Source organism: Pseudomonas sp. DF5, assembly GCF_058148225.1.
Window position 1 is genome coordinate 1 of the sequence record NZ_JBYVYM010000047.1, and the last position, 26650, is coordinate 26650.

The 26650-nt window shown below is 61.3% G+C and carries 23 protein-coding genes; 11 read left to right on the forward strand and 12 right to left on the reverse strand.

Annotation, left to right across the window (positions count from 1 at the left end; translation table 11 throughout):
* Positions 1-305 precede the first annotated feature (305 nt).
* Both AC30D7_RS28140 and AC30D7_RS28145 read left to right on the forward strand, forming a co-directional pair.
* A complete protein-coding gene (locus tag AC30D7_RS28140) occupies positions 306-1373 on the forward strand; it encodes a WD40/YVTN/BNR-like repeat-containing protein (protein ID WP_490136251.1) in 1068 nt (355 codons plus the stop codon).
* Between the two features lie 28 nt (positions 1374-1401).
* Entirely contained in the window at positions 1402-3786 is a 2385-nt protein-coding gene (locus tag AC30D7_RS28145) for an efflux RND transporter permease subunit (protein WP_490136252.1), read from the forward strand.
* A 177-nt stretch (positions 3787-3963) separates the two neighbouring features.
* On the opposite strand, the gene AC30D7_RS28150 is transcribed toward AC30D7_RS28145, so the two are convergent.
* Positions 3964-4683 carry a FadR/GntR family transcriptional regulator gene (locus AC30D7_RS28150; RefSeq protein WP_059403515.1) on the reverse strand — a complete coding sequence of 240 codons (720 nt, stop codon included), beginning with the start codon at positions 4681-4683 and terminating at the stop codon, positions 3964-3966.
* A gap of 207 nt (positions 4684-4890) precedes the next feature.
* Complete coding sequence (locus AC30D7_RS28155) at positions 4891-6627, reverse strand: IlvD/Edd family dehydratase (protein ID WP_490136253.1); 1737 nt, start codon at positions 6625-6627, stop codon at positions 4891-4893.
* Positions 6628-6821: 194 nt separating this feature from the next.
* On the opposite strand from AC30D7_RS28155, the gene AC30D7_RS28160 reads away from it, so the two are divergent.
* The 9 genes from AC30D7_RS28160 to AC30D7_RS28200 all read left to right on the forward strand — a co-directional run bounded on the left by AC30D7_RS28160 (position 6822) and on the right by AC30D7_RS28200 (position 13679).
* Entirely contained in the window at positions 6822-8132 is a 1311-nt protein-coding gene (locus tag AC30D7_RS28160) for an MFS transporter (RefSeq protein ID WP_490136254.1), read from the forward strand.
* A 70-nt stretch (positions 8133-8202) separates the two neighbouring features.
* Positions 8203-9195, forward strand: a complete 993-nt coding sequence (gene araD1, locus AC30D7_RS28165; protein WP_490136255.1) for an AraD1 family protein — start codon at positions 8203-8205, stop codon at positions 9193-9195.
* Positions 9196-9205: 10 nt separating this feature from the next.
* Complete coding sequence (locus AC30D7_RS28170) at positions 9206-10786, forward strand: aldehyde dehydrogenase (NADP(+)) (protein ID WP_490136256.1); 1581 nt, start codon at positions 9206-9208, stop codon at positions 10784-10786.
* 185 nt (positions 10787-10971) lie between these two features.
* On the forward strand, positions 10972-11268 hold the full coding sequence (locus tag AC30D7_RS28175) for a DUF5629 family protein (protein ID WP_490136257.1): 297 nt from the start codon (positions 10972-10974) through the stop codon (positions 11266-11268).
* On the forward strand, positions 11261-12430 hold the full coding sequence (locus tag AC30D7_RS28180) for a lactonase family protein (protein WP_490136270.1): 1170 nt from the start codon (positions 11261-11263) through the stop codon (positions 12428-12430). Before AC30D7_RS28175 ends, AC30D7_RS28180 begins: the two co-directional genes overlap by 8 nt.
* Before the next feature lie 155 nt (positions 12431-12585).
* On the forward strand, positions 12586-12765 hold the full coding sequence (locus AC30D7_RS28185) for a hypothetical protein (RefSeq protein ID WP_019650041.1): 180 nt from the start codon (positions 12586-12588) through the stop codon (positions 12763-12765).
* Positions 12766-12971: 206 nt separating this feature from the next.
* Positions 12972-13097 carry a hypothetical protein gene (locus tag AC30D7_RS28190; RefSeq protein WP_256581124.1) on the forward strand — a complete coding sequence of 42 codons (126 nt, stop codon included), beginning with the start codon at positions 12972-12974 and terminating at the stop codon, positions 13095-13097.
* A gap of 115 nt (positions 13098-13212) precedes the next feature.
* Positions 13213-13425, forward strand: coding sequence for a hypothetical protein (locus tag AC30D7_RS28195; protein ID WP_490136258.1), 213 nt, complete (start codon positions 13213-13215; stop codon positions 13423-13425).
* Positions 13422-13679, forward strand: a complete 258-nt coding sequence (locus tag AC30D7_RS28200) for a hypothetical protein (protein ID WP_490136259.1) — start codon at positions 13422-13424, stop codon at positions 13677-13679. The genes AC30D7_RS28195 and AC30D7_RS28200 overlap by 4 nt, the downstream gene beginning before the upstream one ends.
* A 119-nt stretch (positions 13680-13798) precedes the next feature.
* Here the strand turns inward: AC30D7_RS28200 and AC30D7_RS28205 are convergent, their stop codons facing one another.
* The 10 genes from AC30D7_RS28205 to AC30D7_RS28250 form a co-directional block, all read right to left on the reverse strand.
* Positions 13799-14395 (reverse strand): glutathione S-transferase, encoded by a 597-nt coding sequence (locus AC30D7_RS28205; protein ID WP_490136260.1) that lies wholly within the window; start codon positions 14393-14395, stop codon positions 13799-13801.
* Positions 14392-18033, reverse strand: coding sequence for an AAA family ATPase (locus tag AC30D7_RS28210; RefSeq protein ID WP_490136261.1), 3642 nt, complete (start codon positions 18031-18033; stop codon positions 14392-14394). The genes AC30D7_RS28205 and AC30D7_RS28210 overlap by 4 nt, the downstream gene beginning before the upstream one ends.
* The gene (locus tag AC30D7_RS28215) at positions 18030-19274 is read right to left on the reverse strand and encodes an exonuclease SbcCD subunit D C-terminal domain-containing protein (RefSeq protein ID WP_490136262.1); all 1245 of its coding nucleotides are present in this window, start codon (positions 19272-19274) and stop codon (positions 18030-18032) included. Before AC30D7_RS28215 ends, AC30D7_RS28210 begins: the two co-directional genes overlap by 4 nt.
* 274 nt (positions 19275-19548) lie before the next feature.
* On the reverse strand, positions 19549-21189 hold the full coding sequence (locus AC30D7_RS28220) for a BatD family protein (RefSeq protein WP_490136263.1): 1641 nt from the start codon (positions 21187-21189) through the stop codon (positions 19549-19551).
* A complete protein-coding gene (locus AC30D7_RS28225) occupies positions 21186-22922 on the reverse strand; it encodes a tetratricopeptide repeat protein (protein ID WP_490136264.1) in 1737 nt (578 codons plus the stop codon). The genes AC30D7_RS28220 and AC30D7_RS28225 overlap by 4 nt, the downstream gene beginning before the upstream one ends.
* Positions 22919-24013: a vWA domain-containing protein gene (locus tag AC30D7_RS28230; RefSeq protein WP_490136265.1), complete on the reverse strand. Its 1095-nt coding sequence runs from the start codon at positions 24011-24013 to the stop codon at positions 22919-22921. Before AC30D7_RS28230 ends, AC30D7_RS28225 begins: the two co-directional genes overlap by 4 nt.
* Complete coding sequence (locus AC30D7_RS28235) at positions 24006-24500, reverse strand: DUF4381 domain-containing protein (RefSeq protein ID WP_490136266.1); 495 nt, start codon at positions 24498-24500, stop codon at positions 24006-24008. Before AC30D7_RS28235 ends, AC30D7_RS28230 begins: the two co-directional genes overlap by 8 nt.
* Positions 24497-25441 (reverse strand): DUF58 domain-containing protein, encoded by a 945-nt coding sequence (locus AC30D7_RS28240; RefSeq protein ID WP_490136267.1) that lies wholly within the window; start codon positions 25439-25441, stop codon positions 24497-24499. Before AC30D7_RS28240 ends, AC30D7_RS28235 begins: the two co-directional genes overlap by 4 nt.
* Positions 25442-25446: 5 nt before the next feature.
* Positions 25447-26406 (reverse strand): AAA family ATPase, encoded by a 960-nt coding sequence (locus AC30D7_RS28245; RefSeq protein WP_490136268.1) that lies wholly within the window; start codon positions 26404-26406, stop codon positions 25447-25449.
* A 60-nt stretch (positions 26407-26466) separates the two neighbouring features.
* The coding region (locus AC30D7_RS28250; protein WP_490136269.1) for a hypothetical protein at positions 26467-26650 on the reverse strand (184 nt) is incomplete at its 5' end.

Below are 26650 nucleotides of genomic sequence, written 5' to 3' on the forward strand. Positions count from 1 at the left end.
TGTAAGAGCGGAACCAATAGCCGCCGTTACCGCAGAAACGGATATGTACCCCAGACCCCAGACTCCAATCACCGCTCCGAATGCCTCCCCATTCACCCACGCCCCATATCCCCCTGGTTAACAAAACATAACGTGGCGTCGATTGTCAGACCTTTCCAAACCCCGATAGGATAAGCCCAGCTTCCGAAGGGGCTCTGGATTGCGGGTTTCAGGACTATGCTCTGGAATAGGGCAGTCCCGGTGAGCACCCCCTTACGGCGCCCTGAAAGGTTGAATGACCTAACAATAATAATGGGGGAAGGTCTATGAGTGAGCCTGTCATGGGTGTGAGTATTTGCCGCCCGCCGGCGTTACGCAGGTTCGCGTTGCTGGCTACAGCGCTCTCGCTGTTGGGTTGTGCCGTGTTGTCGGCTCCTGTGCTGGCCGCTGCCGCGCCGACCACCGACGTGGTTTATTCCATTGAATCCGCCAAGGCCAGCAAAGGCCTGATGCTCGATGTCGTGCATGCCGGCAAACGCCTGGTGGCGGTCGGCGATCGCGGGCACATTCTTTATTCCGATGACCAGGGCGCGACCTGGACCCAAGCCAAGGTGCCGACCCGGCAACTGCTGACAGCGGTATTTTTTGTCGATGACAAGCACGGTTGGGCCGTCGGTCATGACGCGCAGATCCTCGCCAGCGAAGACGGCGGTGTCACCTGGACCAAACAATTCGAAGACCTGCGACGCGAATCGCCGCTGCTCGACGTCTGGTTCAAGGACGTCAACAGCGGCTTTGCCGTGGGCGCCTACGGTGCCTTGCTGGAAACCACCGACGGTGGCAAGCACTGGGAAGACGTCAGCGATCGCCTGGACAACGAAGACCAGTACCACCTCAACGCCATCGCCGCAGTCAAGGATTCCGGCATTTTCATCGTCGGCGAGCAGGGCAGCATGTTCCGCTCCGCCGATGAAGGACAGACCTGGGAAAAGCTTGAAGGCCCTTACCAGGGCTCGCTGTTCGGCGTGATCGGTACTGCGCAACCGGCCACGCTGCTGGTCTACGGCTTGCGGGGCAATCTCTACCGCTCCACGGATTTCGGCACCACGTGGGAGCAGGTCGAACTCAAGGCGGCACGCGGTGCGCTGGAATTCGGCCTGTCCGGCGCCACGCTGCTCGACGACGGCTCCATCGTGATCGTCGGCAACGGCGGCAGTGTCATTCGCAGCAGCGACGACGGCGAAACCTTCAGTGTTTTCAACCGTCCCGATCGCATTTCCGTCTCGTCGGTCACGGCGGGGGGCAACGGTAATCTGATTCTGGCAGGCCAGGGCGGCGTTCGCGTCACCTCGCCAACAGGTGCAGAGAATGGAACAAACGGGTCGTCCAAATGAGCCGGGCAAATAATAAGAAGGCGGGTCTATGACATCCTTAAGCACTCCTCATCAGGACAAGGCGACGTTTCTTGAGCGCCTGATCTTCAACAACCGCCCGGCGGTGATCGTCATCTGCCTGCTGGTCAGTATTTTCCTGTTCTGGCAGGCGACGCTGATCCGGCCGTCCACCAGTTTCGAAAAAATGATCCCGCTCGAGCATCCGTTCATTGAAAAGATGATGGAGCACCGCAACGATCTGGCGAACCTGGGCAACACCGTACGGATTTCCGTTGAAGCCACCGATGGCGACATCTTCTCCAAGGAGTACATGGAGACTCTGCGCCAGATCAACGACGAGGTGTTCTACATCTCCGGCGTCGACCGTTCCGGCCTCAAGTCGCTGTGGAGCCCGAGCGTGCGCTGGACCGAGGTGACGGAGGAGGGCTTCGCCGGTGGTGAGGTGATTCCCCAGAGCTATAACGGCTCCCAGCAGAGCCTCGACCTGCTGCGCAATAACGTGCTCAAGTCCGGGCAAGTCGGGCGGCTGGTGGCCAACGACTTCAAGTCGAGCATCGTCGACATCCCGCTGCTGGAGTCCTACCCGGACCCGCAAGACCAGGGCAAGTTGCTGGCGCTGGACTACCGCAAGTTCTCACACGAACTCGAAGACAAGATCCGCAACAAGTTCGAAACCCAGAACCCTAACGTGAAGATCCACATTGTCGGGTTCGCCAAGAAAGTCGGCGACCTGATCGATGGGCTGGTCATGGTGGTGATGTTCTTCGGTGTCGCCTTCGTCATTACCCTGATCCTGCTGTACTGGTTCACCAACTGCATGCGCAGCACCGTGGCAGTACTGAGCACGACGCTGGTGGCAGTGGTCTGGCAGCTCGGCTTGATGCACTTTTTCGGCTTCGGGCTGGATCCGTACTCGATGCTGGTGCCGTTCCTGATCTTCGCCATCGGGATTTCCCACGGCGTGCAGAAAATCAACGGTATCGCCTTGCAATCCAGCGAGGCAGAGAACGCACTGACCGCGGCGCGGCGAACATTCCGTCAGTTGTTCCTGCCGGGGATGATCGCGATCCTCGCGGATGCGGTGGGTTTTATCACGCTGCTGATCATCGACATCGGCGTGATTCGCGAACTGGCCATCGGCGCGTCCATCGGCGTGGCGGTGATCGTATTCACCAACCTGATCCTGCTGCCGGTTGCCATTTCCTACGTGGGTATCAGCAAACGCGCCGTCGACCGCAGCAAGAAAGACGCGCACCGCGAGCATCCCTTCTGGCGCATGCTGTCGAACTTCGCCAGCGCGAAAGTCGCACCGGTCTCCATTGTCCTGGCGCTGATCGCGTTCGGTGGTGGCCTCTGGTACAGCCAGAACCTGAAAATCGGTGACCTCGACCAGGGCGCGCCGGAACTACGACCAGACTCGCGCTACAACAAGGACAACAGCTTCATCATCAACAACTACTCCACCAGTTCCGACGTGTTGGTGGTGATGGTCAAGACCAAGCCCGAAGGTTGCTCGCGCTATGAAGCCATGGCACCGATCGACGAACTGATGTGGAAGATGCAGAACACCGAGGGTGTGCAATCGGCGATCTCGCTGGTGACCGTGTCCAAGCAGATGATCAAGGGCATGAACGAGGGCAACCTGAAATGGGAAACCCTGTCGCGCAACCCGGACGTGTTGAACAACTCCATCGCCCGTGCCGATGGTCTGTACAACAACAATTGCTCCCTGGCGCCGGTGCTGGTGTTCCTCAACGATCACAAGGCCGAAACCCTGGATCGCGCGGTTCATGCAGTGCAGGACTTCGCCAAGGACAACAACAAGGAAGGCCTGGAATTCCTCCTCGCCGCCGGTAACGCCGGGATCGAAGCGGCCACCAACGAGGTGATCAAGCGCTCCGAACTGACGATTCTGGTGCTGGTGTACATCTGCGTCGCGACCATGTGCATGATCACCTTCCGCTCCTGGGCGGCGACCTTGTGCATCGTGCTGCCGCTGGTACTGACCTCGGTGCTCGGCAACGCACTGATGGCGTTCATGGGCATCGGCGTGAAAGTGGCGACCTTGCCGGTGGTGGCGCTCGGGGTGGGGATTGGCGTGGATTACGGGATCTACATCTACAGTCGTCTGGAAAGCTTCCTGCGTGCCGGTCTGCCGCTGCAAGAGGCGTACTACCAGACGCTGAAATCCACCGGCAAGGCTGTGCTGTTCACCGGTCTGTGCCTGGCGATCGGTGTGTGCACCTGGATCTTCTCGGCGATCAAGTTCCAGGCCGACATGGGCCTGATGCTGACCTTCATGCTGCTCTGGAACATGTTCGGCGCGTTGTGGCTGCTGCCAGCGCTGGCGCGGTTCCTGATCAAGCCAGAGAAACTGGCGGGGCAGAAGGGCAACTCGCTGTTTGCTCACTGACCGGCCGCTGAAACTAAAAAGCCGCAACCAAGGTTGCGGCTTTTTTGTATCTCAAACTTCACACCAAACCACTGTTGGAGCGAGCCTGCTCGCGATGGCGTCTCAGCATTCAGCATTGATAGTGCCTGACACTCCGCTATCGCGAGCAGGCTCGCTCCCACATTGGATTTGTGGTGGTTATGAGGGATCGGTGCCGAGCACCACATTCAGCGCACTGCGCGCGTCATCCAGCTGTACCAGCGTTGCATGCCGCGCACCCAGTGCATCTCGATTCTCGATAGCCGTGAGAATCGCCTTGTGTCGCGGCAACGCCAGTTCATGCAGGTTCGGCCGTTGGTTGGAGTGCTTCAAGGCTTCGGCAATCGCCACCGACAACATGTTGCACAGGTTCGCCAGCAGGTCGTTGTGGGTCGCGTCGGCGATGCGGCTGTGGAAATCCAGGTCCGGTTGCAACAAGGCTTCAGGCGTCGGTGCCGCCTCCATGCGTTGGTAGGCTTCACCGATGGAGGCGATGTCTTCATCGGTGGCGAACTGCGCGGCCAGGGCTGCCGCGGCCGGTTCGATGATGCTGCGCACGCTGGTCAGCAGGCTGAAAAACTCATTCTGCGGGCTGCTTTGCATCAGCCAATGCAACACGTCCGGGTCGAGCATGTGCCATTCCCGGCGCGGCTTGACCACGGTGCCGACCCGCGGACGGGAATACACCAGGCCCTTGGCAACCAGCACTCGGGTGGCTTCGCGCAAGACCGGCCGGCTGACCGCGTATTCCTCGCACAACAGGGCTTCGGCGGGCAGTTTGTCGTCCGGTTTGAAGCGTCCCGAGACAATCTGCATGCCCAGTTCCTGGACGATGCGCGAGTGCATGCTTTTGCGGTCAGAGGGTTTGCGGTAATCCATGGGGAACGGCGCGGTCCTGTACGATGGGGTGCTGCGCATGATAGCAGGCGCGGCGAGGACGGTCGCCCGAGCAAGCACAGTCCTGAAGCATGCGGGGATTAAATGTGGGAGCGGGCTTGCTCGCGAAGGCGGACTATCAGTCAACATCAATGTTGAATGTGATGGCCTTTTCGCGAGCAAGCCCGCTCCCACTTCAGGTTGATGGTGTCAGTGAGAGTGGCGGGGGACTTCGGAGCCGCGGCAACCGACCAGGAAGTCAAAGTCGCAACCCTGATCCGCTTGCAACACATGGTCGATGTACAGCTGGCGATAGCCGCCCACCAGCAACTGTTGTGGCGGTTGCAGATCGGCCATGCGTGCGGCCAGTTCAGCATCCGGAATGTCCAGATGCAAACGCCCACTGGCGCAATCGAGCTCGATCCAGTCGCCTTCCTTCACTGCCGCCAAAGGCCCACCGGCCGCCGCTTCCGGTGCCACATGCAAAACCACGGTGCCGTACGCCGTGCCGCTCATGCGCGCATCGGAAATGCGCACCATATCTGTCACACCCTGGGCCAGCAGCTTGGCCGGCAAGCCCATGTTGCCGACTTCGGCCATGCCCGGATAACCCTTCGGCCCGCAGTTTTTCATCACCAGAATCGAGTTGGCGTCCACGTCCAGTTCCGGATCGTTGATCCGCGCCTTGTACATGTCGAAGTTCTCGAACACCACAGCGCGCCCGCGATGTTGCATCAGCTCGGCACTGGCGGCAGAGGGTTTTAGCACCGCACCCAGTGGCGCCAGGTTACCGCGCAGCACACAGATGCCGCCGTCGGCGCGGATCGGGTTGTCGAGGGTGCGGATCACTTCGTCCTGGCCATAGATCGGCGCGTCCTTGGTGTTTTCGCCGAGGGTTTTGCCGTTGACGGTGAGGGCGTTCGGGTTCGGAATCAGGTTGGCTTCGCCCAGGCGACGCAGCACCGCAGGCAAGCCACCAGCGTAGTAGAACTCTTCCATCAGGAAGCGCCCGGACGGTTGCAGGTCGACGATGGTCGGCATGCCGCGACCGATGCGGGTCCAGTCGTCCAGGTCCAGTTCGACACCGATGCGCCCGGCGATGGCCTTCAAGTGGATCACTGCGTTAGTCGATCCGCCGATGGCGGCATTCACCCGGATGGCGTTTTCGAAGGCTTCCTTGGTGAGGATTTTCGACAGCTTCAAATCTTCGCGAACCATCTCCACCGCACGCATGCCGGACATGTGCGCGAGTACATAACGGCGGGCATCCACCGCCGGAATCGCCGCGTTGTGGGGCAGGGAAGTGCCCAGTGCTTCAGCCATGCAAGCCATGGTCGAGGCGGTGCCCATGGTGTTGCAGGTGCCGGCGGAACGGGACATGCCGCCCTCGGCCGCGAGGAAATCGTCAAGGGTGATCGTGCCAGCCTTGACCTGTTCGCTGAGCTGCCACACCACCGTGCCCGAACCGATGTCCTGGCCCTTGTGCTTGCCATTGAGCATCGGCCCACCGGTGACGACGATCGCCGGCACGTCGCAACTGGCCGCACCCATCAGCAGCGCCGGGGTGGTTTTGTCGCAACCGGTCAGCAGCACTACGCCATCGATCGGGTTGCCGCGAATCGCTTCCTCGACGTCCATGCTCGCCAGGTTGCGGGTGAGCATGGCGGTGGGGCGAAGGTTCGATTCGCCGTTGGAGAACACCGGGAATTCCACTGGAAAGCCGCCGGCTTCGATCACCCCGCGTTTGACGTGCTCGGCGATCTGACGGAAATGCGCGTTGCACGGGGTCAGTTCCGACCAGGTGTTGCAGATGCCGATAATCGGCTTGCCGTGGAACTGATGGTCGGCGATGCCCTGATTCTTCATCCAGCTGCGATACATGAAGCCGTTCTTGTCGGCGGTGCCAAACCATTGGGCGGAACGCAGGGTGGGTTTCTTATCAGACATGATCTGCTCTCTTATTGTATGACTATATTGTTCAAGCTATGGCGTAACATAAGCGCAATTTCCACGGTTTGGAAGTGTTGTTGGTTAAATAGTATTACTATATAGTCGGTTTCAACGGAGGGATCGACCCTGGCGGTTTTCCGCGAGAGGCGTCCCCCGAGGTTCTATAAAAACAACAATCGGAGACCGAACTCATGAGCCAGGAACTGCGGCTTATCCGTCGCATCACGCTGAAACTGATTCCCTTCCTGATCCTGCTGTACCTGATCGCCTATGTGGATCGCTCCGCGGTAGGTTTCGCCAAGCTGCACATGGGCGCTGACATTGGCATCGGTGACGCGGCTTACGGGTTCGGTGCCGGGTTGTTCTTCATTGGTTACTTTCTGCTGGAGATCCCCAGCAACCTGATGCTCGACCGCTTCGGCGCCCGACGCTGGTTCGCGCGGATCATGGTCACCTGGGGCGCCATCACCATCGGCATGGCGTTCGTCCAGGGGCCGCACAGTTTCTATGTGATGCGCTTTTTGCTTGGCGCGGCTGAAGCCGGGTTCTTTCCGGGCGTTCTGTACTACATCACCCAATGGTTTCCGGTTCGCCATCGCGGCAAGATCCTCGGGCTGTTCATCCTGTCCCAACCCATCGCGATGATGATCACCGGCCCTGTGTCCGGCGGTTTGCTTGGCATGGACGGCATCCTTGGCCTGCACGGCTGGCAGTGGTTGTTCATCGTCATCGGTACGCCAGCGATCCTGCTGACCTGGCCGGTGCTGCGTTACTTGCCGGACGGTCCGGACCAAGTGAAATGGATGGATCAATCCGAGAAAGACTGGCTGAGCGGGGAACTGAAAAAGGACCTCGCCGAATACGGCCAGACCCGCCATGGCAATCCACTGCATGCACTTAAGGACAAACGGGTGTTGCTGCTGGCGCTGTTCTATCTGCCGGTGACCCTGAGCATCTACGGACTCGGTTTATGGCTGCCGACGTTGATCAAGCAGTTTGGTGGCACGGACCTGGTGACCGGGTTCGTATCGTCGGTGCCGTACATCTTCGGGATTGTCGGTTTACTGATCATTCCGCGCAGTTCCGACCGCATGAATGATCGCTACGGTCATCTGGCGGTGCTGTATGTGTTGGGTGCCATCGGTTTGTTTCTCAGCGCCTGGCTGTCGGTGCCGGTGCTGCAATTGGCGGCGCTGTGCCTGGTGGCGTTCGCGCTGTTTTCCTGCACTGCGGTGTTCTGGACCTTGCCGGGGCGCTTCTTCGCCGGCGCCAGTGCAGCGGCGGGAATCGCGTTGATCAACTCGGTGGGCAACCTGGGCGGCTACATCGGCCCGTTCGTGATCGGTGCGCTGAAGGAGTACACCGGCAACCTGGCATCGGGGCTGTACTTCCTGTCCTGCGTGATGGTGTTCGGCCTGGTGCTGACGGGTGTGGTGTATCGCCTGCTGGAACGTAAGCACGTGCTGCCGGCCGACCAGTTCGCCGCCAGCGCCCGTACCTGAGGTCAACACGATCCAACTCCCACATGGGTTTTACGGTGTTTTGAAGTTATGCGTTAACAGGAGAAGGTTCATGCGTTTAGTTCAGTTCGAATTGAGTAATGGCGAACGCCGCGTCGGCGTGGTCGAAGACGGTCTGGTGCGTGAAGTGCAGGATGCGCATACGGTGCGGGATCTGGCGCTGGCGGCGATCGAGGCGGGCACCAGTCTTGAGCGGCAGGTTCAAACCCTCGGGCTGGGCATCAGCCACAACTATGCCGAGCTGCTGGCCAAGCTGCGCATCCTGCCGCCGCTGGATCACCCGGACCCGGCGCATATGCTGGTCAGCGGCACCGGCCTGACTCATTTGGGCAGCGCTTCGGCACGGGACAAAATGCATCAACAGGCCGGCGATGAAGCAGCGATGACTGACACCATGCGCATCTTCAAGTGGGGCGTGGAGGGCGGTAAACCCGCAACTGGCCAGGCCGGCGTGCAACCGGAATGGTTCTACAAGGGCGATGGCAGCATCGTCGTGCGACCGGGCAAACCGTTCCCCTTGCCACCCTTTGCCGAAGATGCCGGGGAAGAGCCCGAGCTCAGCGGCCTCTATGTCATCGGCCACGACGGCAAACCGTATCGCCTCGGTTTTGCGGTGGGTAACGAGTTCTCCGATCACGTGATGGAACGCAAGAATTACCTGTACCTGGCCCATTCGAAACTGCGCAGTTGCAGCTATGGCCCGGAGCTTCGGGTCGGCGAATTGCCGCAACACCTGGCGGGCACCAGCCGGATTCTGCGCGACGGCGAAGTGCTGTGGCAGAACGAGTTTCTCAGTGGCGAAGCCAACATGTGTCACAGCCTGGAAAACCTCGAGTACCACCATTTCAAGTACAGCCAGTTCCTGCGCCCCGGCGACGTGCATATCCACTTTTTCGGCACCGCGACCCTGTCCTTCGCCGACGGCATCCGTACCCAACCGGGCGATGTGTTCGAGATCAGCCAGGCCGAGTTCGGCGCACCCTTGATCAACGGCATCGCTCCGGTTGAAGCGGCGTTCGAACCCGGCACTGTCGGCACACTTTAAGGAGACACCCATGACCCGGATTCTTGGTCACAACTACATCGGCGGCCAACGCAGTGCTGTCGGCACCGTCAAACTGCAGAGCGTCGATGCCAGCACTGGCGAGGCCTTGCCCCATGATTTCTATCAGGCCACACCTGAGGAAGTCGACGCCGCCGCGAAGGCTGCCGCCGCCGCTTACCCGGCCTATCGCAGCCTGAGCGCCGAACGCCGCGCGCAATTTCTGGAGGCGATTGCCGATGAACTGGACGCCCTGGGTGATGAGTTCGTGGCCGTGGTCTGCCGTGAAACCGCGTTGCCGGCGGCGCGGATTCAAGGTGAGCGTGGGCGCACCAGCGGCCAGATGCGTCTGTTCGCCAAGGTGCTGCGGCGTGGTGATTTCTATGGCGCGCGAATCGATCTGGCACTACCGGAACGTCAGCCGCTGCCGCGTCCGGACTTGCGTCAGTACCGTATCGGCCTGGGGCCAGTGGCGGTGTTTGGCGCGAGTAACTTTCCGTTGGCGTTTTCCACGGCAGGCGGCGACACCGCTTCAGCCTTGGCCGCCGGCTGCCCGGTGGTGTTCAAGGCCCACAGCGGCCACATGGCAACCGCGGAATGGGTGGCCGACGCGATGATCCGCGCCGCCGAAAAAACCGCCATGCCGGCCGGTGTGTTCAACATGATCTACGGTGGTGGAGTAGGGGAAGCACTGGTCAAGCACCCGGCGATTCAGGCGGTCGGTTTTACCGGTTCACTGAAAGGCGGTCGGGCGCTGTGCGACATGGCCGCGGCACGGCCGCAGCCGATTCCGGTGTTCGCCGAGATGTCGAGCATCAACCCGGTGATCGTGTTGCCGCAGGCGCTGGAAGTTCGTGCTGAAAGCATTGCCCGTGACCTTACGGCTTCGGTGGTGCAGGGCTGCGGGCAGTTCTGTACCAATCCGGGGCTGGTGATCGGCATTCGTTCGCCGCAGTTCAGTGCGTTCGTGCAACAGGTGGCCGGGCTGATCGGCGATCAGCCGGCGCAAACCATGCTCAACACCGGCACCTTGAGCAGCTATGGCAAAGGCCTGCAGAAGCTTCTTTCGCATCCGAAAATCGAGCACTTGGCCGGTAATTCGCAACAAGGCAATCAGGCGCAGCCGCAACTGTTCAAGGCGGATGTGAGCCTGTTGCTCGATGGCGATGAAGTGCTGCAAGAGGAAGTGTTCGGCCCGACCACGGTGTTCGTCGAGGTGGCGGATCAGGCGCAACTCAGTGCTGCGCTGAACGGCCTGCACGGGCAACTGACGGCAACGATTATCGGTGAGCCGGCGGACTTCGAACGGTTCGGCGAGCTGACACCATTGTTGGAGCAGAAGGTTGGGCGGATCTTGCTCAACGGTTATCCGACCGGTGTGGAAGTCTGCGATTCGATGGTCCATGGCGGGCCGTATCCGGCGACTTCCGATGCGCGTGGCACTTCGGTGGGCACCCTTGCCATCGACCGTTTCCTGCGCCCGGTGTGCTTCCAGAACTACCCCGACAGCCTGCTGCCGGATGCGTTGAAGAATGGCAATCCGCTGCGCATCCAACGTTTGGTCGATGGCAAACCATCGCGCGATGCCCTCTAACCGCTGAACGCAACCCCCTGTGGCGAGGGGGCTTGCCCCCGTTTGGGTGCGTAGCACTCACAAAATCATTGGCACATCAGAGATATTGGGGCTGCTTTGCAGCCCAACGGGGGCAAGCCCCCTCGCCACAGTCCGCTCCCGCATTGAGCTATCATTGCGTCTTTCCCATTCAAAGATTGACCGCCATGACTGCCGTAAACGACACCTTGCTCAACGCCCTCGAACATTGCGACATGCTGGAGATCGATGGGCTGCATGCTTTCGATTTCTCCCTCGATGAAGACGATAACCTGCACATCGAGTGCATGGACGGCCGGGCGCTCAAACGCTGGGAGTTCAGCATGGCGCAGATCAAGGCAGCGACTTTCGATCCCGACTTGAAGAGCTGGATCATTACCAGTGATTCCGGCGAACACCGGTTGGTGCCCATGGAAGCGTTTGGCGGTCAGGATGACGAGGACGAAACGAATGAGGATGCGTAACCTCTGGCCACTGTTGATCGCCGGCAGCGTTGGCGCGATGGGCGTGCAGGCAGCACCGGTCGACAACTACGAATTGCTGGTGGGGTCGTACACCGCCGGCCAGAGCCAGGGGATTTATCGCCTGAAATTCGACAGCCGCACCGGGCAGATCGATGCCAAACCGCTGCAAGTGGTGAAGAGCGCCAACCCGTCCTGGCTGACCGTGTCCAAGGACCAACGTCGCTTGTTCGCGGTCAACGAGAACGGTCCGGGCCAGGCTGATCCGGTAGGGCGCGTCAGCAGTTACGCAATCGATCCGAAAACCCATGAACTGAGCCTGATCAACCAGGTGCAAACCCTGGGCAACGAGCCGACCCATTCGAGCATCAGCGGTGATGCCAGCCATCTGTTTGTCAGCAACTACTCGGTGGCAGAAGACCCGGGCGGCACCCTGGCGGTGTTACCGGTGGGCAGCGACGGCACGCTTAAACCAGTGGTGCAACTGAGCAGTCATCCAGCCAGTCGGGTCAACCCCGAGCGGCAGATGTCGGCGCATGTGCATTCGGTGGTTTCTTCGCCGGATGGCCACTACGTGTTTTCCAATGACCTGGGCGCGGACAAGATCTTTGTCTATCGCTTCGACCCCAAGGCCAATCCGGAACGGCCGCTGACCGCCGCCAAACCGGCCTTTGTCCAGCTGCCACCCGGCAGTGGGCCGCGACATTTGCTGTTCAGCGCCGATGGCAAGCACGCCTGGCTGACCCTGGAAATGAGTGCGCAAGTGGCGGTGTTCGATTACCAGGACGGCAAACTCGAGCAAACGCAGTTGGTCGACCTGGCGGCGGGGCTGCCCCCATCGGGCAAGGCTGCGGCTGCGCTTCACGCCTCGGCCGATGGCAAGTTCCTTTACGTCAGCAATCGTGGCACCGCCAATCAGTTGCTGGTGTTCGCCATCGACCCGGCGAACGGCCACCTCAAGGAGCTTCAGCGCCGTTCGGTCGACGGCGATCACCCACGTGAGTTCAGCCTCGACCCGAGTGGCAAATTCGTGCTGATTGCCAACCAGAAGAGCAACCAGATTGTCGTTGTCGAACGCGACGCCAAGACCGGTCTGCTGGGTAAAACCGTGCAAAAACTGCCGATGGATGCGCCGAGCGACCTCAAGTTCCTGCCGCGTCAATAGGCCGCAGGCCCCGGTTGATGGGGCCTGCAACCTTCTATTAATGAGACTGATATCGGCTAATGCTACAAAGCATTTCAAGGCGCCGAGCCTCGGGAGTTAAGTTTGCTTCACGGCCCAACCGGGCAAGCAAGCCAACTGAATCGAGGAATACCGCCATGAACTTCAATCTTTTCTCCGTTATCGCCGCTTCCGCTATCTCTGCCACTGTTGCGCTGCCCGCCAGCGCCAACGTTGAAATCAGTGACAAAAAATCCCACACCCAAAGCTACACCCAGAAATACCTGCAACAGAGCGCCAACTTCTACGCCGCGCTGGATCACAAAACCCAACACTGAAATGTCAGCCCCTGCACCCTTTATGCAGGAGCGAAGTCACTTGCCGATCGACCCACACGCGTCGAAAAGCCCCAAAGTGATGTCGCTCCTGCATAACGCGTTTACGACAGCATCATATTGCTATCAATGTATTGCTTGATATCACATGGCCATGCGTTTAAATTTGACGCTGATTTTTTGACTCCTTCTCTAAAAGGATCGACAGCATGGCGATGCGTCTGGCAGTGGTTCTCCTGTTTCTCTATTCCACCCCGATTCTGTCGGCTGCCCAGCCCGTTCCCAGCGAGCCGGACGCGGCCCGCGAGCGCTTGATGAGTTTTATCGAGGACTGAAACACGCGGGGTTCAAGATCAATAAAACTGATAGCTACTATGCATAAAGGTCGCTAGTTATCTTCTGTTTTTTGATCGATTCTGTGGGCACTGAAACATGCCCACGGAGAACACCATGGCCAGCACCATCCTCACTTCTGCCAAACACGGCGCCTACCTGGCCATTGGTCTTTACGTGGCCATGGTGTTGGTCGTCAGCCTTTCGGCTCAATCGCAACACAGCCTTCAAGCACCGATTCAGGTCGCTTATCCCGGCATTCAGTTCGAACATCGCGCTCAAAACGCGGGAGTCGATCACACAGACGTGGCGGGAGTGGTAGGGGCATGAAGGGACGCAAACTCTGGGTCATCGCCTTTCTGGCGTTCATGACCAATGGCGCTTCGTTGTTGGGGATCGGTCAAGGCTCGGCGGGTTCGGTGGCACGGGCTATCGAATGCAACCACAACATTGCCCGCAACATCCAGACTGCCAAAGCCCTGGAGTTGCTGGTGGGTAATCCGCCGAGCAAATCCAATGGCGAATTTTTCGGGCCATTCCAGGTGGATTGCTCGGCGTTGGGGATGTGCTCGGTGCTGACCTGATTCCCCGAAACGCCATCTCCCTGTAGGAGCGAGGCTTGCCCGCGAAAGCGGTGTGTCAGTCGACATCAATGTTGAATGTTATGGCCCTTTCGCGGGCAAGCCTCGCTCCTACGAGGTCGCTATTTTTTCATTATTGATGTGAACAACTCTGATTCCAGAAAGCGCTGCAACCAGCCCTGCAATCGCACATAAGGCGTCTGCCCGAACCACTCGCGATCCACATGGGCGAATTGGCGTACAAACGGCATCAAGGCGATATCAGCCAGGCTCGGATGCTCAGCCAGCAAGTAGTCGCGCCCCTCCAGCAACTCATCCAGCTTGCGCAAGAACACTTCACCCTCGGCGCGATAAAACGTCATTGGCTGCTCGGGATATCGTTCGGCGTACTTGTAGCGATTCAGATGCACCTTGAACACCTGATCGTTCTCTTCGATCAGGCCGGCGATGGATCGCAGCCCAACTGGGTCATCCTTGAGCAGCCAGTCCTGCGGATCGTTCTGCGCCAGCGCCCAGCGCATGATTTCCAGGCTTTCATCGATCACCCGGCCGTCCACGCTCAGCACCGGCACCGTGCCTTTGTTCGACAGCGCGAGCATTTCGGCCGGTTTGGCCTTGAGGCTGACCTCAATGATATTCACCGTAACCCCCGAATAACGCAGGGCCATGCGAGCGCGCATGGCGTAGGGGCAGCGGCGGAACGAATACAACGTATTCATTTCACCTCCAGGGTACTCAGGCCATTGCCCTGGCGATGAACCTGGATCTGCACCGGAATCCGTTCATGCATTTCCTGTACGTGGGAAATCACCGCGACCTTGCGGCCCTGCGCTTGCAGGCCGTCGAGGGCGTCCATGGCCAGTTGCAGGGATTCGGGGTCGAGGCTGCCGAAGCCTTCGTCGATGAACAGCGATTCGATTTTCAGCGTGCTCGATGCCATTGATGCCAAACCGAGCGCCAGCGCCAGCGACACCAGGAACGTCTCGCCACCGGACAGCGAATGCACCGAGCGCAGTTCATCGCCCATCTCGGTGTCCATCACTAATAACCCGAGCATGCTGCCGCCCCGTTTCAGGCGATAGCGCCGCACCAGTTGCCGCAACTGGACGTTGGCGTGATGCACCAGCAGGTCGAGGTTGTAGGCCTGGGCGATTTTGCGGAAGGTGTCGCCGGTGGCCGAACCGATCAACGCACTCAAGCGCGCCCAGCGCTGGTACTCGGCGTAGGCGTCGGCGATCTGCTGCGCGAGCGCCTGATTGGCGTTTTGTCGACGCTGATCTTCGGTTTGTTCGGCACGCAATTCGGCGCAGCGATGCTCACTGGCGGCGAACAGGTTTTGCAGCTCGGCCAGTGCCGTGGCCAGTTGTTCGGCGTCCAGATTGCCGTTGTGCTGCGCTTGATGATCGAGCAGGCGCTGATCGCGCTCCTGCAACAGCACCTTGGCTTGCGCGATGTCTTGTTCGCTTTGCTGCAATCGTTGACGCAGCTCGCTGAGCTGTTGGTCGTTGACGCCGAGCAGCGCTTCCAGTCCGCCGTCGTCCAGCTCCGGATGCTGCGCGCGCCAGTCGGCGATCTTGCCGCTCAGCTCGTGGTCTTCGCTTTCCAGAGCTTGCGCACGTTCCTGTTGCGCCTTGAGTTCGGCGGCCAGTTGCACCAGCCTGGTACGCACGCTTTGCAGTTCCTGATTGGCCGTCGCTTCAGCGCTGCGCGCCTGTTCGACGGCCTGATCCAGTTGCTGCTGCCATTGTTCGGCGCTGGCGTGTTCGCCTAGCAGTTGCGTCAGTTTTTCCTGGCAAGCCTGTTGTTGCCCGGCCAACGCGCTGAACTGCTGCTGCGCGGCGTCCAGTTGCTGGGTGCGGGTCTGCTGGCGGTCCTGTTCTTTGTCCAGCGCCTGCTGGCGTTGTTGCTGTTCGCCGAGTTCATCGCGCTGCTGTTCGAGTTGTTGCAGGCGCTGGGCGATCTGCTGGTCGAGCTGCATGAAAGTCGCGGCGGGTTCGTTGCGCAGCGCTTCCAGCGTCTCGGCTGGCAGCAGGCTGCTGAACGCGCTCAGTTCTTCGTCCAGGCGTTGGCGATCGCTGCTCAACTCCCGTTGCTGGTTGAGCAGGTGTTGTGTCGCCTGTTGGTTCGCCGCTTCGGCGCTGCGCAGTTGTTGCGCCAGTCGCGCGGCATCCTGTTGCAGGGTGAGCAGGGCGGTTTGCCGTTGTTCGTCCTGGGTGATGCTCTGGTTCAACTGGCTGCTTTGCTGGATCAGCCAGGCATCGCGTTTGTTCGCGTCCTGGGCCAGCAGTTGGGCGGACAACGGGTGCGCTTCCAGGCTCGGTGTCAGGCTCTGTTGTTGAGTGGCGAGTTGTTCCTGCTGTTGCAGCAATTCCTTTTGCTGAGCAATCAGGCCACCAACTTCAGCGCGCAGATCGGTGAGTTTTTCCTTGAGCAGGTCGACGGCTTTCTGAGCGTTGGCCTGTTCGCTTTCATCGTGGCGGCCGAGGCTTTGCAACAAGGCTTCGGGCTGGTGATAAGGATGGTCCGGGCTGCCGCAAACCGGGCACGGCTGATCGTCCTGCAGTTGCGCACGCAGTTCTTCGACGCTGGCACTGCGCGCCAGGCGCTGACGTTCCAGCAGTTCGCGGGTGACGGTCAGGGTCTGTTCGGCGACGGCCAGTTCGGCCTTGGTCTTCACGCCGTCCTGGGTCAGGCGATCACGCTCTTGCTGAGCCGCGAGCTGACGCTGCTGAAGTTCGGCGCCGCGCTTGTCCAGTTCCTGTTGGCTGGCCCACAGCCGCGACAGTTCTTCAACGGCCCGCAGTTGCTTGCGGTTGTCCTGTAGCAGGCTGCCGAGGATCTGAATCTGCTCGGCCACGGCTTCGGGCTCGGCGCCGGCCTCTTTGTACAGCAGCTCCAGACTCTGGCGTTGAGCGGCCAGATCCTCGGCGGCGCGGGTGGCGCTTTGCTCGAGGGCGGCCAGCTCGGCCTGGCCCTTGTTCAAGCGATTGCCGATCAGCATCAGTTGCTGCAGACGATCGCGGTAGGCATTCCACGCATCGCTCAGTGGCGCCAGATGAGTGCTTTGCTCAAGCTCCGCGGCGATACGCTGCAACCGTTCTGCGACCTGTTTCTGTTGGTCGAGCAAACCCTGAATCGTGTTTTGACCCTGCGCGCAGGCCAGTTCCGCCTGCTGCTTGAGGTCGGCACTGAGGCTGGCATCCTTGACCAGGCGGGCGAGGGTGCTTTGCTCTTCGAAGGCCTGACGCAGCAGTGGCGCGCTGTTGCTGTGTTGGCTCTGCGCTTGGACCAGTGCCGTTTGCGCCGCGCTCAGGCTGTGTTCGAGCTGAGCCTGACGCGCATTCAGTTCGGTCTGTTGTTGAATATGCTGCTGAATCTGCGCCGCCAGCGGTGTGAGCTGGGTGGTCAGTTCGGTCTTGCGCGCGAACTGGTGCCGTTGTGGGGCCAGTTGCTCCAGACGGGTCAGCTTCAAGCGCTCGCCGGCCAGGCTGTCCCAGTGTTGTTGGGCGGACTGCAGTTGCTCGGAGGCGCTCTGTTGCGCGTCCTGCAACTGGCGCAAATCCTTGAGCCAGGTATGTTGCAGCTCCAATTGCTTGAGCTGCGCCTGCTGGGTCTTGAGTTGCTGCTGCGCGTCATTGAAGCGCTCATCGAGCTCGGCCCGGGCTTCAGGCGACAGTGGCGTGACCCCGGTGGCCTGGTCCTGCAATAGCTTGTGGGCTTCGCGCGCTTCTTTGGTCTTGTCGAAGGCGCGGCGACCGAGGCGGGTGTAGAGCGCGGTGTCGGTGAGCTTTTCCAGCAGTTCGCTGCGGTCGTTGTCGTCCGCCTTGAGGAACGCGCTGAACTCGCTCTGGGCCAACAACACGGCGCGGGTGAACTGTTCGAAGTTCAGGCCCAGTACGGACTCGATCTGGCTTTTGAATTCAAGTTTCTGGCTGGCGAGCAGTTGATCCTGATCGATGTCGCGCAGGCTCTGACGACTGGCTTGCAGCTTGCCAGCGGCCTTTTCCCGGGCGCGATTGGCTTCCCAGCGTGCGCGATAGCGGCGGCCATCGGTGCCAACAAAATCCACTTCGGCAAAGCCTTCACCGGTGCCGCGACGCAACAGCGTACGCGGATCGCCAGTGCTGATTTCACCATCGGCGTCCGGGGTTTTGGCGGACGCTTGAGCATTGTTCAGTCGCGGCACGGCGCCAAACAGCGCCAGACACAGCGCATCGAGCAGCGTGCTTTTGCCGGCGCCGGTCGGCCCGGTAATCGCAAACAGACCGGCACTGGCCAAGGGCTCGGCGGTGAAGTCGATTTCAAATGGCCCGGCCAGGGAGGCGAGGTTTTTCAGGCGGATCGCGAGGATTTTCATGGCTGTTCGCTCTCCATCTGCACGTCTTGCAGCAGCTCGGCGAAGTCCTTGAGCGTTTGCTCGTCGACCTCGCTGCCGTAGTTGTCCTGCCAGGCGCGGCTGAACAATTCCTGCGGCGTCAGCTGATCCAGTTCGATCAAGGTGGTGCCGTCATCGACGCCATCGCGGCTGCCGTTGCCGGCGTATTCAGCAGCAATCCGCACCAGTCGCACCGCCTTGCCTTGCAGGGCCGTTTCCACTTGATGGCGCAGGTCCGGTTGCGGTTCGTCCAGACGCACCCGCACTTCCAGCCACGGCTGGCGCTGGATATCGGCGAGCAGGTCGATGTTGGGCAGGTCGGCCAGTTGCAGCAGGATTTCCGCCAGCGGCGCGGGGCCGAGGCGTTGCAGGTTCACTGGCCGGGGGATCAGTTTCGGTTCGACGCTGAGCAGGGTTTCGCCATCGAGTTTGATGTCGAGAATCTGATGTTGATAACCGATCTCGGAGAATGACAGCGGGATCGGCGAGCCGCTGTAGCGGATGCGCTCTTCACCGTTGACCTTCTGCGGCTTGTGCAAATGCCCGAGGGCGACATAACTGATGCTCGGCCCGAACAGGCTGGCAGGCAGGGCTTCAGCGTTGCCGATGATCAGGCTGCGCTCGGAGTCCTCGGACACCGAACCGCCGGCCATGTGCGCATGGCTGATGGCGATCAGCGCCTGACCCGGTTTGCGCTTGGCGTTCGCCGCCTCGATCAGCCATTCGTGAACCTGGCCGATGCCGCGCAAATAGTTGTCGCCCAGTTGCGCGCCGGTCACTTCGGCGGGGCGCAGGAACGGCAACGCCAGGCACCAGGCAGCGATTGCGCCGCTGGCATCCGGCAACGGCAGCAACAGGCGTTCGGCATCCAGTTGGCCGTCATCCAGCCACAGCACGCGCCCGAGAGCGTGAGTGCGCAAACGCCGCATCAACGGTGCGGGCAGCTCGATGCGCGAGCCGGAGTCGTGGTTGCCGGCGATCATCACGATGGTCAGCAAGGGCTGCTGCTCGTGGGCGCTGACGATGAAATCGTAGAGGCGTTCCTGGGCTTTGACCGGTGGGTTGACCGTGTCGAAGATATCGCCGGCAATCAGCAGCACATCGGGCTGCTCCAGCTTCAGCTGACGCAGCAGCCAGTCGAGAAAACAGGCGTGCTCGAAATCGCGTTCCTGGCCGTGCAGGTTCTGCCCAAGGTGCCAGTCGGAGGTGTGGAACAGACGCAAGGCGTACTCCGCAACAAAATAAGGTGATGGCCGCGGGGGAAATGATGGCGGCTAAAGAGGGGAGAGTTTACTGGCAAACACATGGGATGTGGTCAGGCACTGATTTTGAGGTGAGGGGATTGCCCGAATGTCAGTCTGTGAAACGAGCCGCTTTTCGTAGGAGCCAGGCTTGCCGGCGAAAGCGCTCTTAAGGACGCCTTCGCCGGCAAGCCTGGCTCCTACGTGTACGATTTGCCCCTTGCGACAAAAAGCCCCTTCATCCCATTGGTCGGGATTATTTGGGATAAAGCGGTGGCAACCCGCTGTCGCCGACCACGCCTTGAACCCCTTCGGCCGTCGGGATCGCCCGGATGGCGCGCCAGAGTTCTTCACCTTGCCAATACTGCCCGGTCTCGCTGTAGAGCGCGCCGTTCAGGCCGTCGAGCGCATCGGACAACGGCACGAAACGGGCGGCCATGTCGGCCAGGGTTTCCGGTTGTTGTCGGGCCCAGGCGTCGAGGGCCTGGCGGGTGGCGTGGGAGTCGTTGGCCTGGCAGGCGCGCTTGAGGTCGTCGAGCAAGGTGCGCGGGCTCGGGCCGGTCTGCGCGGCTCGCAGGATTGCCGGTTGCGAACGGGCGCGCCACCAGAGGCCGAAGCCCAGCAGGGTGGTGCAGGCCAGAATCGCCGTGCTGAGTTTCCACCACCAAAGGACTTCGTTGCTGGCGCCGGACATCACCTGCGGGCCGCCCGCCGGGGTATCGATCATCAGGCTCGGATTGCTCGCCACTTGCAGCGTGTGAGCCGGCAGACTGCTGTGTTCCAGGTGATCCTCGAAGGTGTTCCACCAGACCACTTCAACGCTCGGCAAGTCGATGTCACCGGTGCGGGTCGGCACCAGAGCTTCACGGTCCTCGCGACTGCCGATCAAGCCACGCTCGCCGCTCTGGTTGCTCAACACCGGTTGATCCGGGTAGCGCCGCAGGCCGTTGATCTCGGTGGCGGGCAACGGTGGCAGTTGCGAGCTGGCGAGGCCTTCGGCACTCAAGGTCAGGCTGCGGGTCAGCGAGTCGCCGACCTGCGCATGATCCGGCTCCGGGCTCCAGCTCTCGCTTAGGCTCAGGCTGCGGGCCGGTAGCCAGGGCGCATCGGCGGGGTAAGAATCGGGTTTAGCCTTGACGGTTAACGGGATCTCGGTGGAAGTGACGCGTATCAACTTGCCCGCTTTGGGCCCTTGGGATGTTGCGTCCGGGGACGGCTGGGTATCGACCAGCGTGGCACTGAACACCTGCGCCGGAATGGTCAGTACGCCGCTGTGCTGCGGGTAGATCGCGTAGCGCATCTCGATCACGCCATGGCGCAGGCCGTTGATGGCTTTTTCGTAGGTGCGTGACTCGCCCAGTTGTTCGATGCGTGCATCGGGAATCTGCAACGGGGTCAGGCTGCTGTCGTCGAACAGCGACACGGAATGGTAAATGCGCAAGGTCAGGACCGCCTGAGCCTGTACATAGACGCTGTTCTGGTCGAGGCTGGCTTCGATGAACACCGGTGCCAGCGTATTGCTGCTGTCCTGGGTTTCGCTCTCGATCACCTGCACGGTTATCGGTTGGCTCTGCGCCTCGCCCAATTGCAGCGACGGAATCACCACGCTACCGTTCTGCCGGGGCAGCAGGGTGATGATCCAGCGGGTGGTCGCTTGAGTATTGCCATTGAGAGTGTTCAGTTGGTTTACCTGACGGGTGCCGCGCACCTCGAACAGCGGCTCCAGCGGAGTCAGGTCGGGTTTGCCGAACTGGGTTACGTCGCTGGACTCCAGAGTCAGTTCGATCGTCTCTCCGGAACTCAGGCGACTACGATCTACACTGGCGACCAGCTCCGCAGCCTGGGCCTGAACGGTCCAGAAAAGCAGTGCAAGCAATAGGGCGGTGAAGCGGGTCATCGAGTTTTTCCCTGATCCTGATGTTGTTGCTGTTCGTACCAGAATTTGCGTCTGAGCAGTTCGCCGGGGTCATCCGGGATCTTGCGTAGCCATTGCTCCAGCGCCTGTTGCTGTTCGCCTTCGAGCATGTCGCTGGCCGGGCGTCGTGGTGGCGTGGTGCTTTGTTCGTCCCCTAATTCGCTGCCCGGAACTTCATTGGCGCCCGGTTGCGGTGGTGTCGGGGGTGGCTGCTCGGCGTCCGGGGCAACCTGTTCGGTGTCAGTTTTCGGTTCGCCATCGCTTGGCTGAGTGGCGCTGCCCGGTGGCGGCTCCTGGGGCATGGTTTCGGTTTCGCCTTCGGCGGTTTTGTCCGGCTCGACGGGCGGCGTAGCGGTTTTCTGCTTGAGCAGGCTTTCCACCAATGCCTTGTTGGTCAGCGCCGGACGCAGGTCCGGTTGAAGTTCCAGTGCTTGTTCGTAAGCATCCAGTGCCGCTTCCAGCTCGCCGCTTTTGGCCAACGCGTTACCCCGATTGTAGTGGGCGTGGGCGTCGATACCTTGGGCAAACCGCTGGGCGGCGCCACTGTAGTCGCCGGCTTCATAGAGCGCCACACCTTGCCATTGCGGATCTTCGAAATGCTGCGCGGCTTCGGCGGGGCGTTTTTGTTTGAGCAAGTGCAAACCCTGCTGATCGGGCCGCAGCCACAAGTCTTCGAAATCGAAGGCGTAACTCGGTTGCGGCAGCAGAAACAGCAGTGGCAGGCAGAACAGCCAGCCGCGACGCCCGGCACAGGCGGCCAACAACAATAACGGCAGCAGCAGCCAGTAACCTTGATCGGCCCAGGTGTCGAGGCGCAATGTCTGGCCGTCGTTGCGCAAGTCCCGTGGGCTATCGAACAGGCCGAGGTCACGCAGGTCGGCATCGTCCAGGCGTGCCTGGGCATACCGTCCGTCCAGGCCATTGGCAAAGGCTTTCAGGCTGGGGCCATCCAGATGCGGCACCAAAATCGCGCCCTGGTCGTCCTTGAGGAAACTGCCGTCGTCCTGGGCGACCGGCGCACCTTCGGCGGTGCCGATGCCGAGCATCAGAAATTGTGTGGGCCTCGCGTCCAGCGCCTGACGAATCCCTTGGCGTTCGTGTTCCGTCAGCGACGAACCGATCAGCAGGATCCGCCCCTGACCGAGGGCACCCTGATCCAGCAGCGCCAGGGCCTTGGCCACCGCCAGATCGGCGCGATGGCCAGCCTGGGGCATCAGCGACGGCTTGAGTGCATCCAAAAGATTGCGGCTGGTCGACAGGTCATCCGACAGTGGCACCAGTGTGTGGGCGCTGCCGGCGTAAACAACGATGGCGGTCTGCGCGTCGCTGCGGTTTTGCAGTAGATCGAGGAGCTTGCGCCGGGCCTGTTCCAGTCGGTGTGGCGCAACGTCAGTGGCGAGCATTTCCGGGGTCAGCTCAAGCAATACCACCAGCGGGTCAGCGGGTTTCTGGCCGATTTGCTCGACGCGTTGCCAGCTCGGCCCCAGCAGAGCCAGCACGGTCAGCACCCAGGCCAGGCCCAGGGCAACCCATGGCAGTTTGCTCTCGCGACCGCTGCCACCACTGAGCAGCGCGGCATGGAAGGCCGGTGGCAGAATCATTTGCCAGCGACCCGCGCGCTTCTGCCGGTGCCAGAGTTGCCAAAGCAACCAGCCCAACAGCGGCAGCAATAACAGCCACCAGGGGCGGAACCAGTGCGGCCAGAGGGCAATCATCGGCGCCTCCGCAGACGCAAGCGTTTGAGGCGCTGACGCCAGTCGGGCAGTTGTGTGTGCAGGAACCGCTCCTTGGTAAACAGCTTTTTGGTGAACAGCCGGTGCAACGGGTTATCTGGCCAGCGCACGCGGACCACCAGCAGCATGCTCAACAGCAGCGCCATCGCCAGAGGCCAGTGATACAACGCTTGGGCCGGGCGGGCTTGAGTAGGCTGCTGGGTCACCGGCTCCAGTTTGTCGAGGGTGGTCTTGATCGCCTGCAACTCTTGGCCGTCGCGGGCACGGAAATATTGGCCTCCGGTGGCTTGGGCAATGGCTTTCAAGGCCGGCTCGTCGAGGTCCAGGCTCGGGTTGATGCCCAGGAAGCCCAGGGTGCCGCTTTGTTCCGGGTCGGCGCCAATGCCGATCGGGTAGATTTTTACGCCTTCATTCGCCGCCAGGCGTGCGGCGGTCAGCGGATCGATTTCACCGCCATTGTTGGCACCGTCGGTGACCAGAATCAGCACGCGGCTTTGTGCCGGGCGTTGGCGCAGGCGTTTGAGGGCCAGGCCGATGGCGTCGCCGATGGCGGTGTTCTTGCCGGCGATGCCGATCCGCGCTTCGTCGAGCCACACCCGCACGGTATGGCGGTCGAAGGTCAGCGGCGCTTGCAGATAGGCCTGGCTGCCGAACAGGATCAAGCCGACCCGATCGCCATCGCGACTTTCGAGAAAATCACCGAGCAAATGCTGCACCAGCGACAGTCGGCTGACGTCTTCGTCCTGCCATTGCATGTCCGGGAAGTCCATCGAGCCGGACACGTCCACCGCCACCAGCAGGTCGCGACCACTGGCGGCAATCGGCAGCGGTTCGCCGAGCCATTGCGGGCGCGCGGCGGCGATCAGCAGCAACAGCCACAGCAGAATGAACGGGGCTTGCTGGCGCCAGGCAGGCAGGTTGGCCCGGGCGCGGCGGCGGGCGAGGCCTTCGAGGTCGCTGAGGAAGCTGACCTTGAGCGCCGGTTCGCCACTGTCGGCCACCGGCAGCAGCACCCGCATCAGCCAGGGCAGCGGCAGCAGGGCGAAGATCCACGGCCAGGCGAACTCAAACATGTTTGCGAATCCAGGTGTCGACGGCTTGAGTCAGGCCGGCGATGGCCTTGTCGTCGAGTTTGCACTCGGGCTTGTAGGCACCTTCGACCAGCACCATCCAGCGCGTGAGGCCGGCGGCCGGGCAGCGGTTATCAAGGAACGCCAGCCATTGGCGCCCGTTGAGGGTGTGGCTCTGGCTGTAGGGGTAATGATTGCGACAAAGGCGTTTGAGCAACCCGTTGAGTTGCTGCAGCCAGGCACCGGCCGGGGCGCCGTCGTAGGGTTTGGGCATCAGGGCGAGTTCGGCCAGGGCGGCGAGGCGCACCGGGTCCAGCGGTTGTTCGGCACGGACGATCGGGCGCTTATCTGGAATGAAGCGTCGCAACTGCCATGCACCGAAACCGATCAGCGGCAGCAACAACAGCAGCAGCCACCAGCCCGGTGCCGGCGGCCAGAAGCCGATCGGTGGTGGGGAAATCAGCGGTTGCAGTTGATCGAGGCTGCTCATCGACCTTTCCCCGGACGTTGTGGGTTCAGGTATTCACGCAATTGCTCGACCATCTCGCTTTGGGTGCTCAACGGCATCAGCAACACTCGCAGCTTCTGCGCCAGCAATTCCCAGCGGGCGATGCGCGCTTCCGCTTGGGCGCGATAGGCCTGGCGCAGGTCGAAATTCAAGGTGTCGAGTTCCAGTTGCGCACCGCGTTCCGCGAAACGTAATAGCCCGGCGGCGGGCAGGGCGTGATCCAGCGGATCGGACACCGGCAGTAGCAACAGGTCGCAATGGCGCGACAACAGGCTCAGTTGCTGCTCGGCACTGTCGGACAAGGCGCGTTCGTCGCAGATCACGATCACCAGGCTGCCGGGGCGCAGCACTTCCCGGGCGCGGCGCAGGGCAATGCCGAAGGCGTCGCGGTCGGGCTCGCGTTCGGTGTGCAGCGATTGATTGACCCGCACCAGGCGGTTGAGCAATTGCAGCAGGCTCTGTTTACTGCGTCGCGGCTTGATTTCGTAGTGCTCATTGTCGCCGAACACCAGCCCGCCGACCCGGTCGTTATGCCCCAGCGCGGCCCAGCCGATCAGGCTCGCGGCCTGGGCGGCGAGCACTGACTTGAACATCAGCCCGGAGCCGAAAAACAGCCTGCAGCTCTGTTCGACCATGATGAAAATCGGCCGCTCGCGCTCCTCATGGAACAGCTTGGTGTGCGGTTCCTGGGTCCGGGCGGTGACGCGCCAGTCGATGCTGCGCACGTCATCGCCGGCCTGATAGACCCGCACCTGATCGAAATCCACCCCGCGCCCGCGCAGTTTGGAGTGGTGCAGGCCGATCAGCGGGCTGCGCTGGCTCGGCGTGGAAAATAGCTGCACTTCGCGCACGCGATGGCGCATCTCGATCAGCTCGGCGAGGCTGATGCGGATGCCCGGCTCGGGCGGCAGCGTGGTGTTCATCGGGGTCAAGCGACGGCTACGACGTCGAGAATCCGCTGGACCACCCGGTCCTGGTCGATGCCAGCGGCTTCGGCTTCAAAGGAAAGAATGATGCGGTGACGCAACACATCGAACAGCACCGCTTGAATGTCTTCGGGGCTGACGAAGTCGCGACCGGCCAGCCAGGCATGGGCCCGGGCGCAACGGTCGAGGGCGATGGAACCGCGGGGGCTGGCGCCGTAGGCGATCCATTCGGCCATTTCCGGGTCGAACTTGGCCGGGGTCCGCGTGGCCATGACCAGTTGCACCAGGTATTCCTCCACGGCGTCGGCCATGTACAACCCGAGGATTTCCTTGCGCGCGGCGAAGATCGCCTGCTGGCTGACCCGGCGTTCAGGTTTGGTTTCGCCGTGCAGCGCTTCGCCACGGGCCTGTTGCAGAATCCGCCGTTCGACGGTGGCGTCGGGGAAGCCGATTTTCACGTGCATCAGGAACCGGTCGAGCTGGGCTTCGGGCAGCGGGTAGGTGCCTTCCTGCTCGATGGGGTTTTGCGTGGCCATGACCAGAAACAGCGGCGACAGCTCGTAGGTGCTGCGCCCGACGCTGACCTGGCGTTCGCCCATGGCTTCGAGCAGGGCCGACTGGACCTTGGCCGGGGCACGGTTGATTTCGTCCGCCAGCACCAGGTTATGGAAGATCGGGCCTTGCTGGAACACGAAGCTGCCGGTTTCCGGACGATAGATTTCCGTGCCGGTGATGTCGGCTGGCAGCAGGTCGGGGGTGAACTGGATGCGATGGAACTGTGCTTCGATGCCTTCGGCGAGTTCTTTGATGGCCTTGGTCTTGGCCAGCCCCGGGGCGCCCTCGACCAGCATGTGACCATCGGCGAGCAGGGCGATGAGCAAGCGCTCGATGAGTTTTTCCTGGCCGAGAATCTGCGTTGAAAGAAAGGTTCGCAGCGCGAGCAGCGCTTCACGATGTTCCATCGATGACTGTTCCTGGAAAGGGTGACCGAAGACGTTCGAATAACGCCAGGGCTGGGGGCGTTACTTTAATCCATCGCGGGGGGCGGCGACTAACGGCATTTTGTGCAAAGTGCGGGAATTGATGGGTGAAATTGTTGGAATTTTGTAGGGGGGCTGGGCGGTGGCTGTTCTGACCTCATCGCGGGCAAGCCCGCTCCCACAAGTTTCAGCGGTGCGCTTGCAATCTTTGCAACACATCAGATCC

Excerpts from the sequence above, each read along its gene's own strand:
- AC30D7_RS28195 (WP_490136258.1), top strand. The coding sequence starts at position 13,213 with ATGGCCAGCACCATCCTCACTTCTGCCAAACACGGCGCCTACCTGGCC.
- AC30D7_RS28190 (WP_256581124.1), top strand. The coding sequence starts at position 12,972 with ATGGCGATGCGTCTGGCAGTGGTTCTCCTGTTTCTCTATTCCACCCCG.
- AC30D7_RS28175 (WP_490136257.1), top strand. The coding sequence starts at position 10,972 with ATGACTGCCGTAAACGACACCTTGCTCAACGCCCTCGAACATTGCGAC.
- AC30D7_RS28240 (WP_490136267.1), bottom strand. The coding sequence starts at position 25,441 with ATGAACACCACGCTGCCGCCCGAGCCGGGCATCCGCATCAGCCTCGCC.
- AC30D7_RS28185 (WP_019650041.1), top strand. The coding sequence starts at position 12,586 with ATGAACTTCAATCTTTTCTCCGTTATCGCCGCTTCCGCTATCTCTGCC.
- AC30D7_RS28230 (WP_490136265.1), bottom strand. The coding sequence starts at position 24,013 with ATGTTTGAGTTCGCCTGGCCGTGGATCTTCGCCCTGCTGCCGCTGCCC.
- AC30D7_RS28155 (WP_490136253.1), bottom strand. The coding sequence starts at position 6,627 with ATGTCTGATAAGAAACCCACCCTGCGTTCCGCCCAATGGTTTGGCACC.
- AC30D7_RS28245 (WP_490136268.1), bottom strand. The coding sequence starts at position 26,406 with ATGGAACATCGTGAAGCGCTGCTCGCGCTGCGAACCTTTCTTTCAACG.
- AC30D7_RS28150 (WP_059403515.1), bottom strand. The coding sequence starts at position 4,683 with ATGGATTACCGCAAACCCTCTGACCGCAAAAGCATGCACTCGCGCATC.
- AC30D7_RS28145 (WP_490136252.1), top strand. The coding sequence starts at position 1,402 with ATGACATCCTTAAGCACTCCTCATCAGGACAAGGCGACGTTTCTTGAG.
- AC30D7_RS28170 (WP_490136256.1), top strand. The coding sequence starts at position 9,206 with ATGACCCGGATTCTTGGTCACAACTACATCGGCGGCCAACGCAGTGCT.
- AC30D7_RS28160 (WP_490136254.1), top strand. The coding sequence starts at position 6,822 with ATGAGCCAGGAACTGCGGCTTATCCGTCGCATCACGCTGAAACTGATT.
- AC30D7_RS28200 (WP_490136259.1), top strand. The coding sequence starts at position 13,422 with ATGAAGGGACGCAAACTCTGGGTCATCGCCTTTCTGGCGTTCATGACC.
- AC30D7_RS28225 (WP_490136264.1), bottom strand. The coding sequence starts at position 22,922 with ATGATTGCCCTCTGGCCGCACTGGTTCCGCCCCTGGTGGCTGTTATTG.
- AC30D7_RS28220 (WP_490136263.1), bottom strand. The coding sequence starts at position 21,189 with ATGACCCGCTTCACCGCCCTATTGCTTGCACTGCTTTTCTGGACCGTT.
- AC30D7_RS28205 (WP_490136260.1), bottom strand. The coding sequence starts at position 14,395 with ATGAATACGTTGTATTCGTTCCGCCGCTGCCCCTACGCCATGCGCGCT.
- AC30D7_RS28210 (WP_490136261.1), bottom strand. The coding sequence starts at position 18,033 with ATGAAAATCCTCGCGATCCGCCTGAAAAACCTCGCCTCCCTGGCCGGG.
- araD1 (WP_490136255.1), top strand. The coding sequence starts at position 8,203 with ATGCGTTTAGTTCAGTTCGAATTGAGTAATGGCGAACGCCGCGTCGGC.
- AC30D7_RS28235 (WP_490136266.1), bottom strand. The coding sequence starts at position 24,500 with ATGAGCAGCCTCGATCAACTGCAACCGCTGATTTCCCCACCACCGATC.
- AC30D7_RS28140 (WP_490136251.1), top strand. The coding sequence starts at position 306 with ATGAGTGAGCCTGTCATGGGTGTGAGTATTTGCCGCCCGCCGGCGTTA.
- AC30D7_RS28180 (WP_490136270.1), top strand. The coding sequence starts at position 11,261 with ATGCGTAACCTCTGGCCACTGTTGATCGCCGGCAGCGTTGGCGCGATG.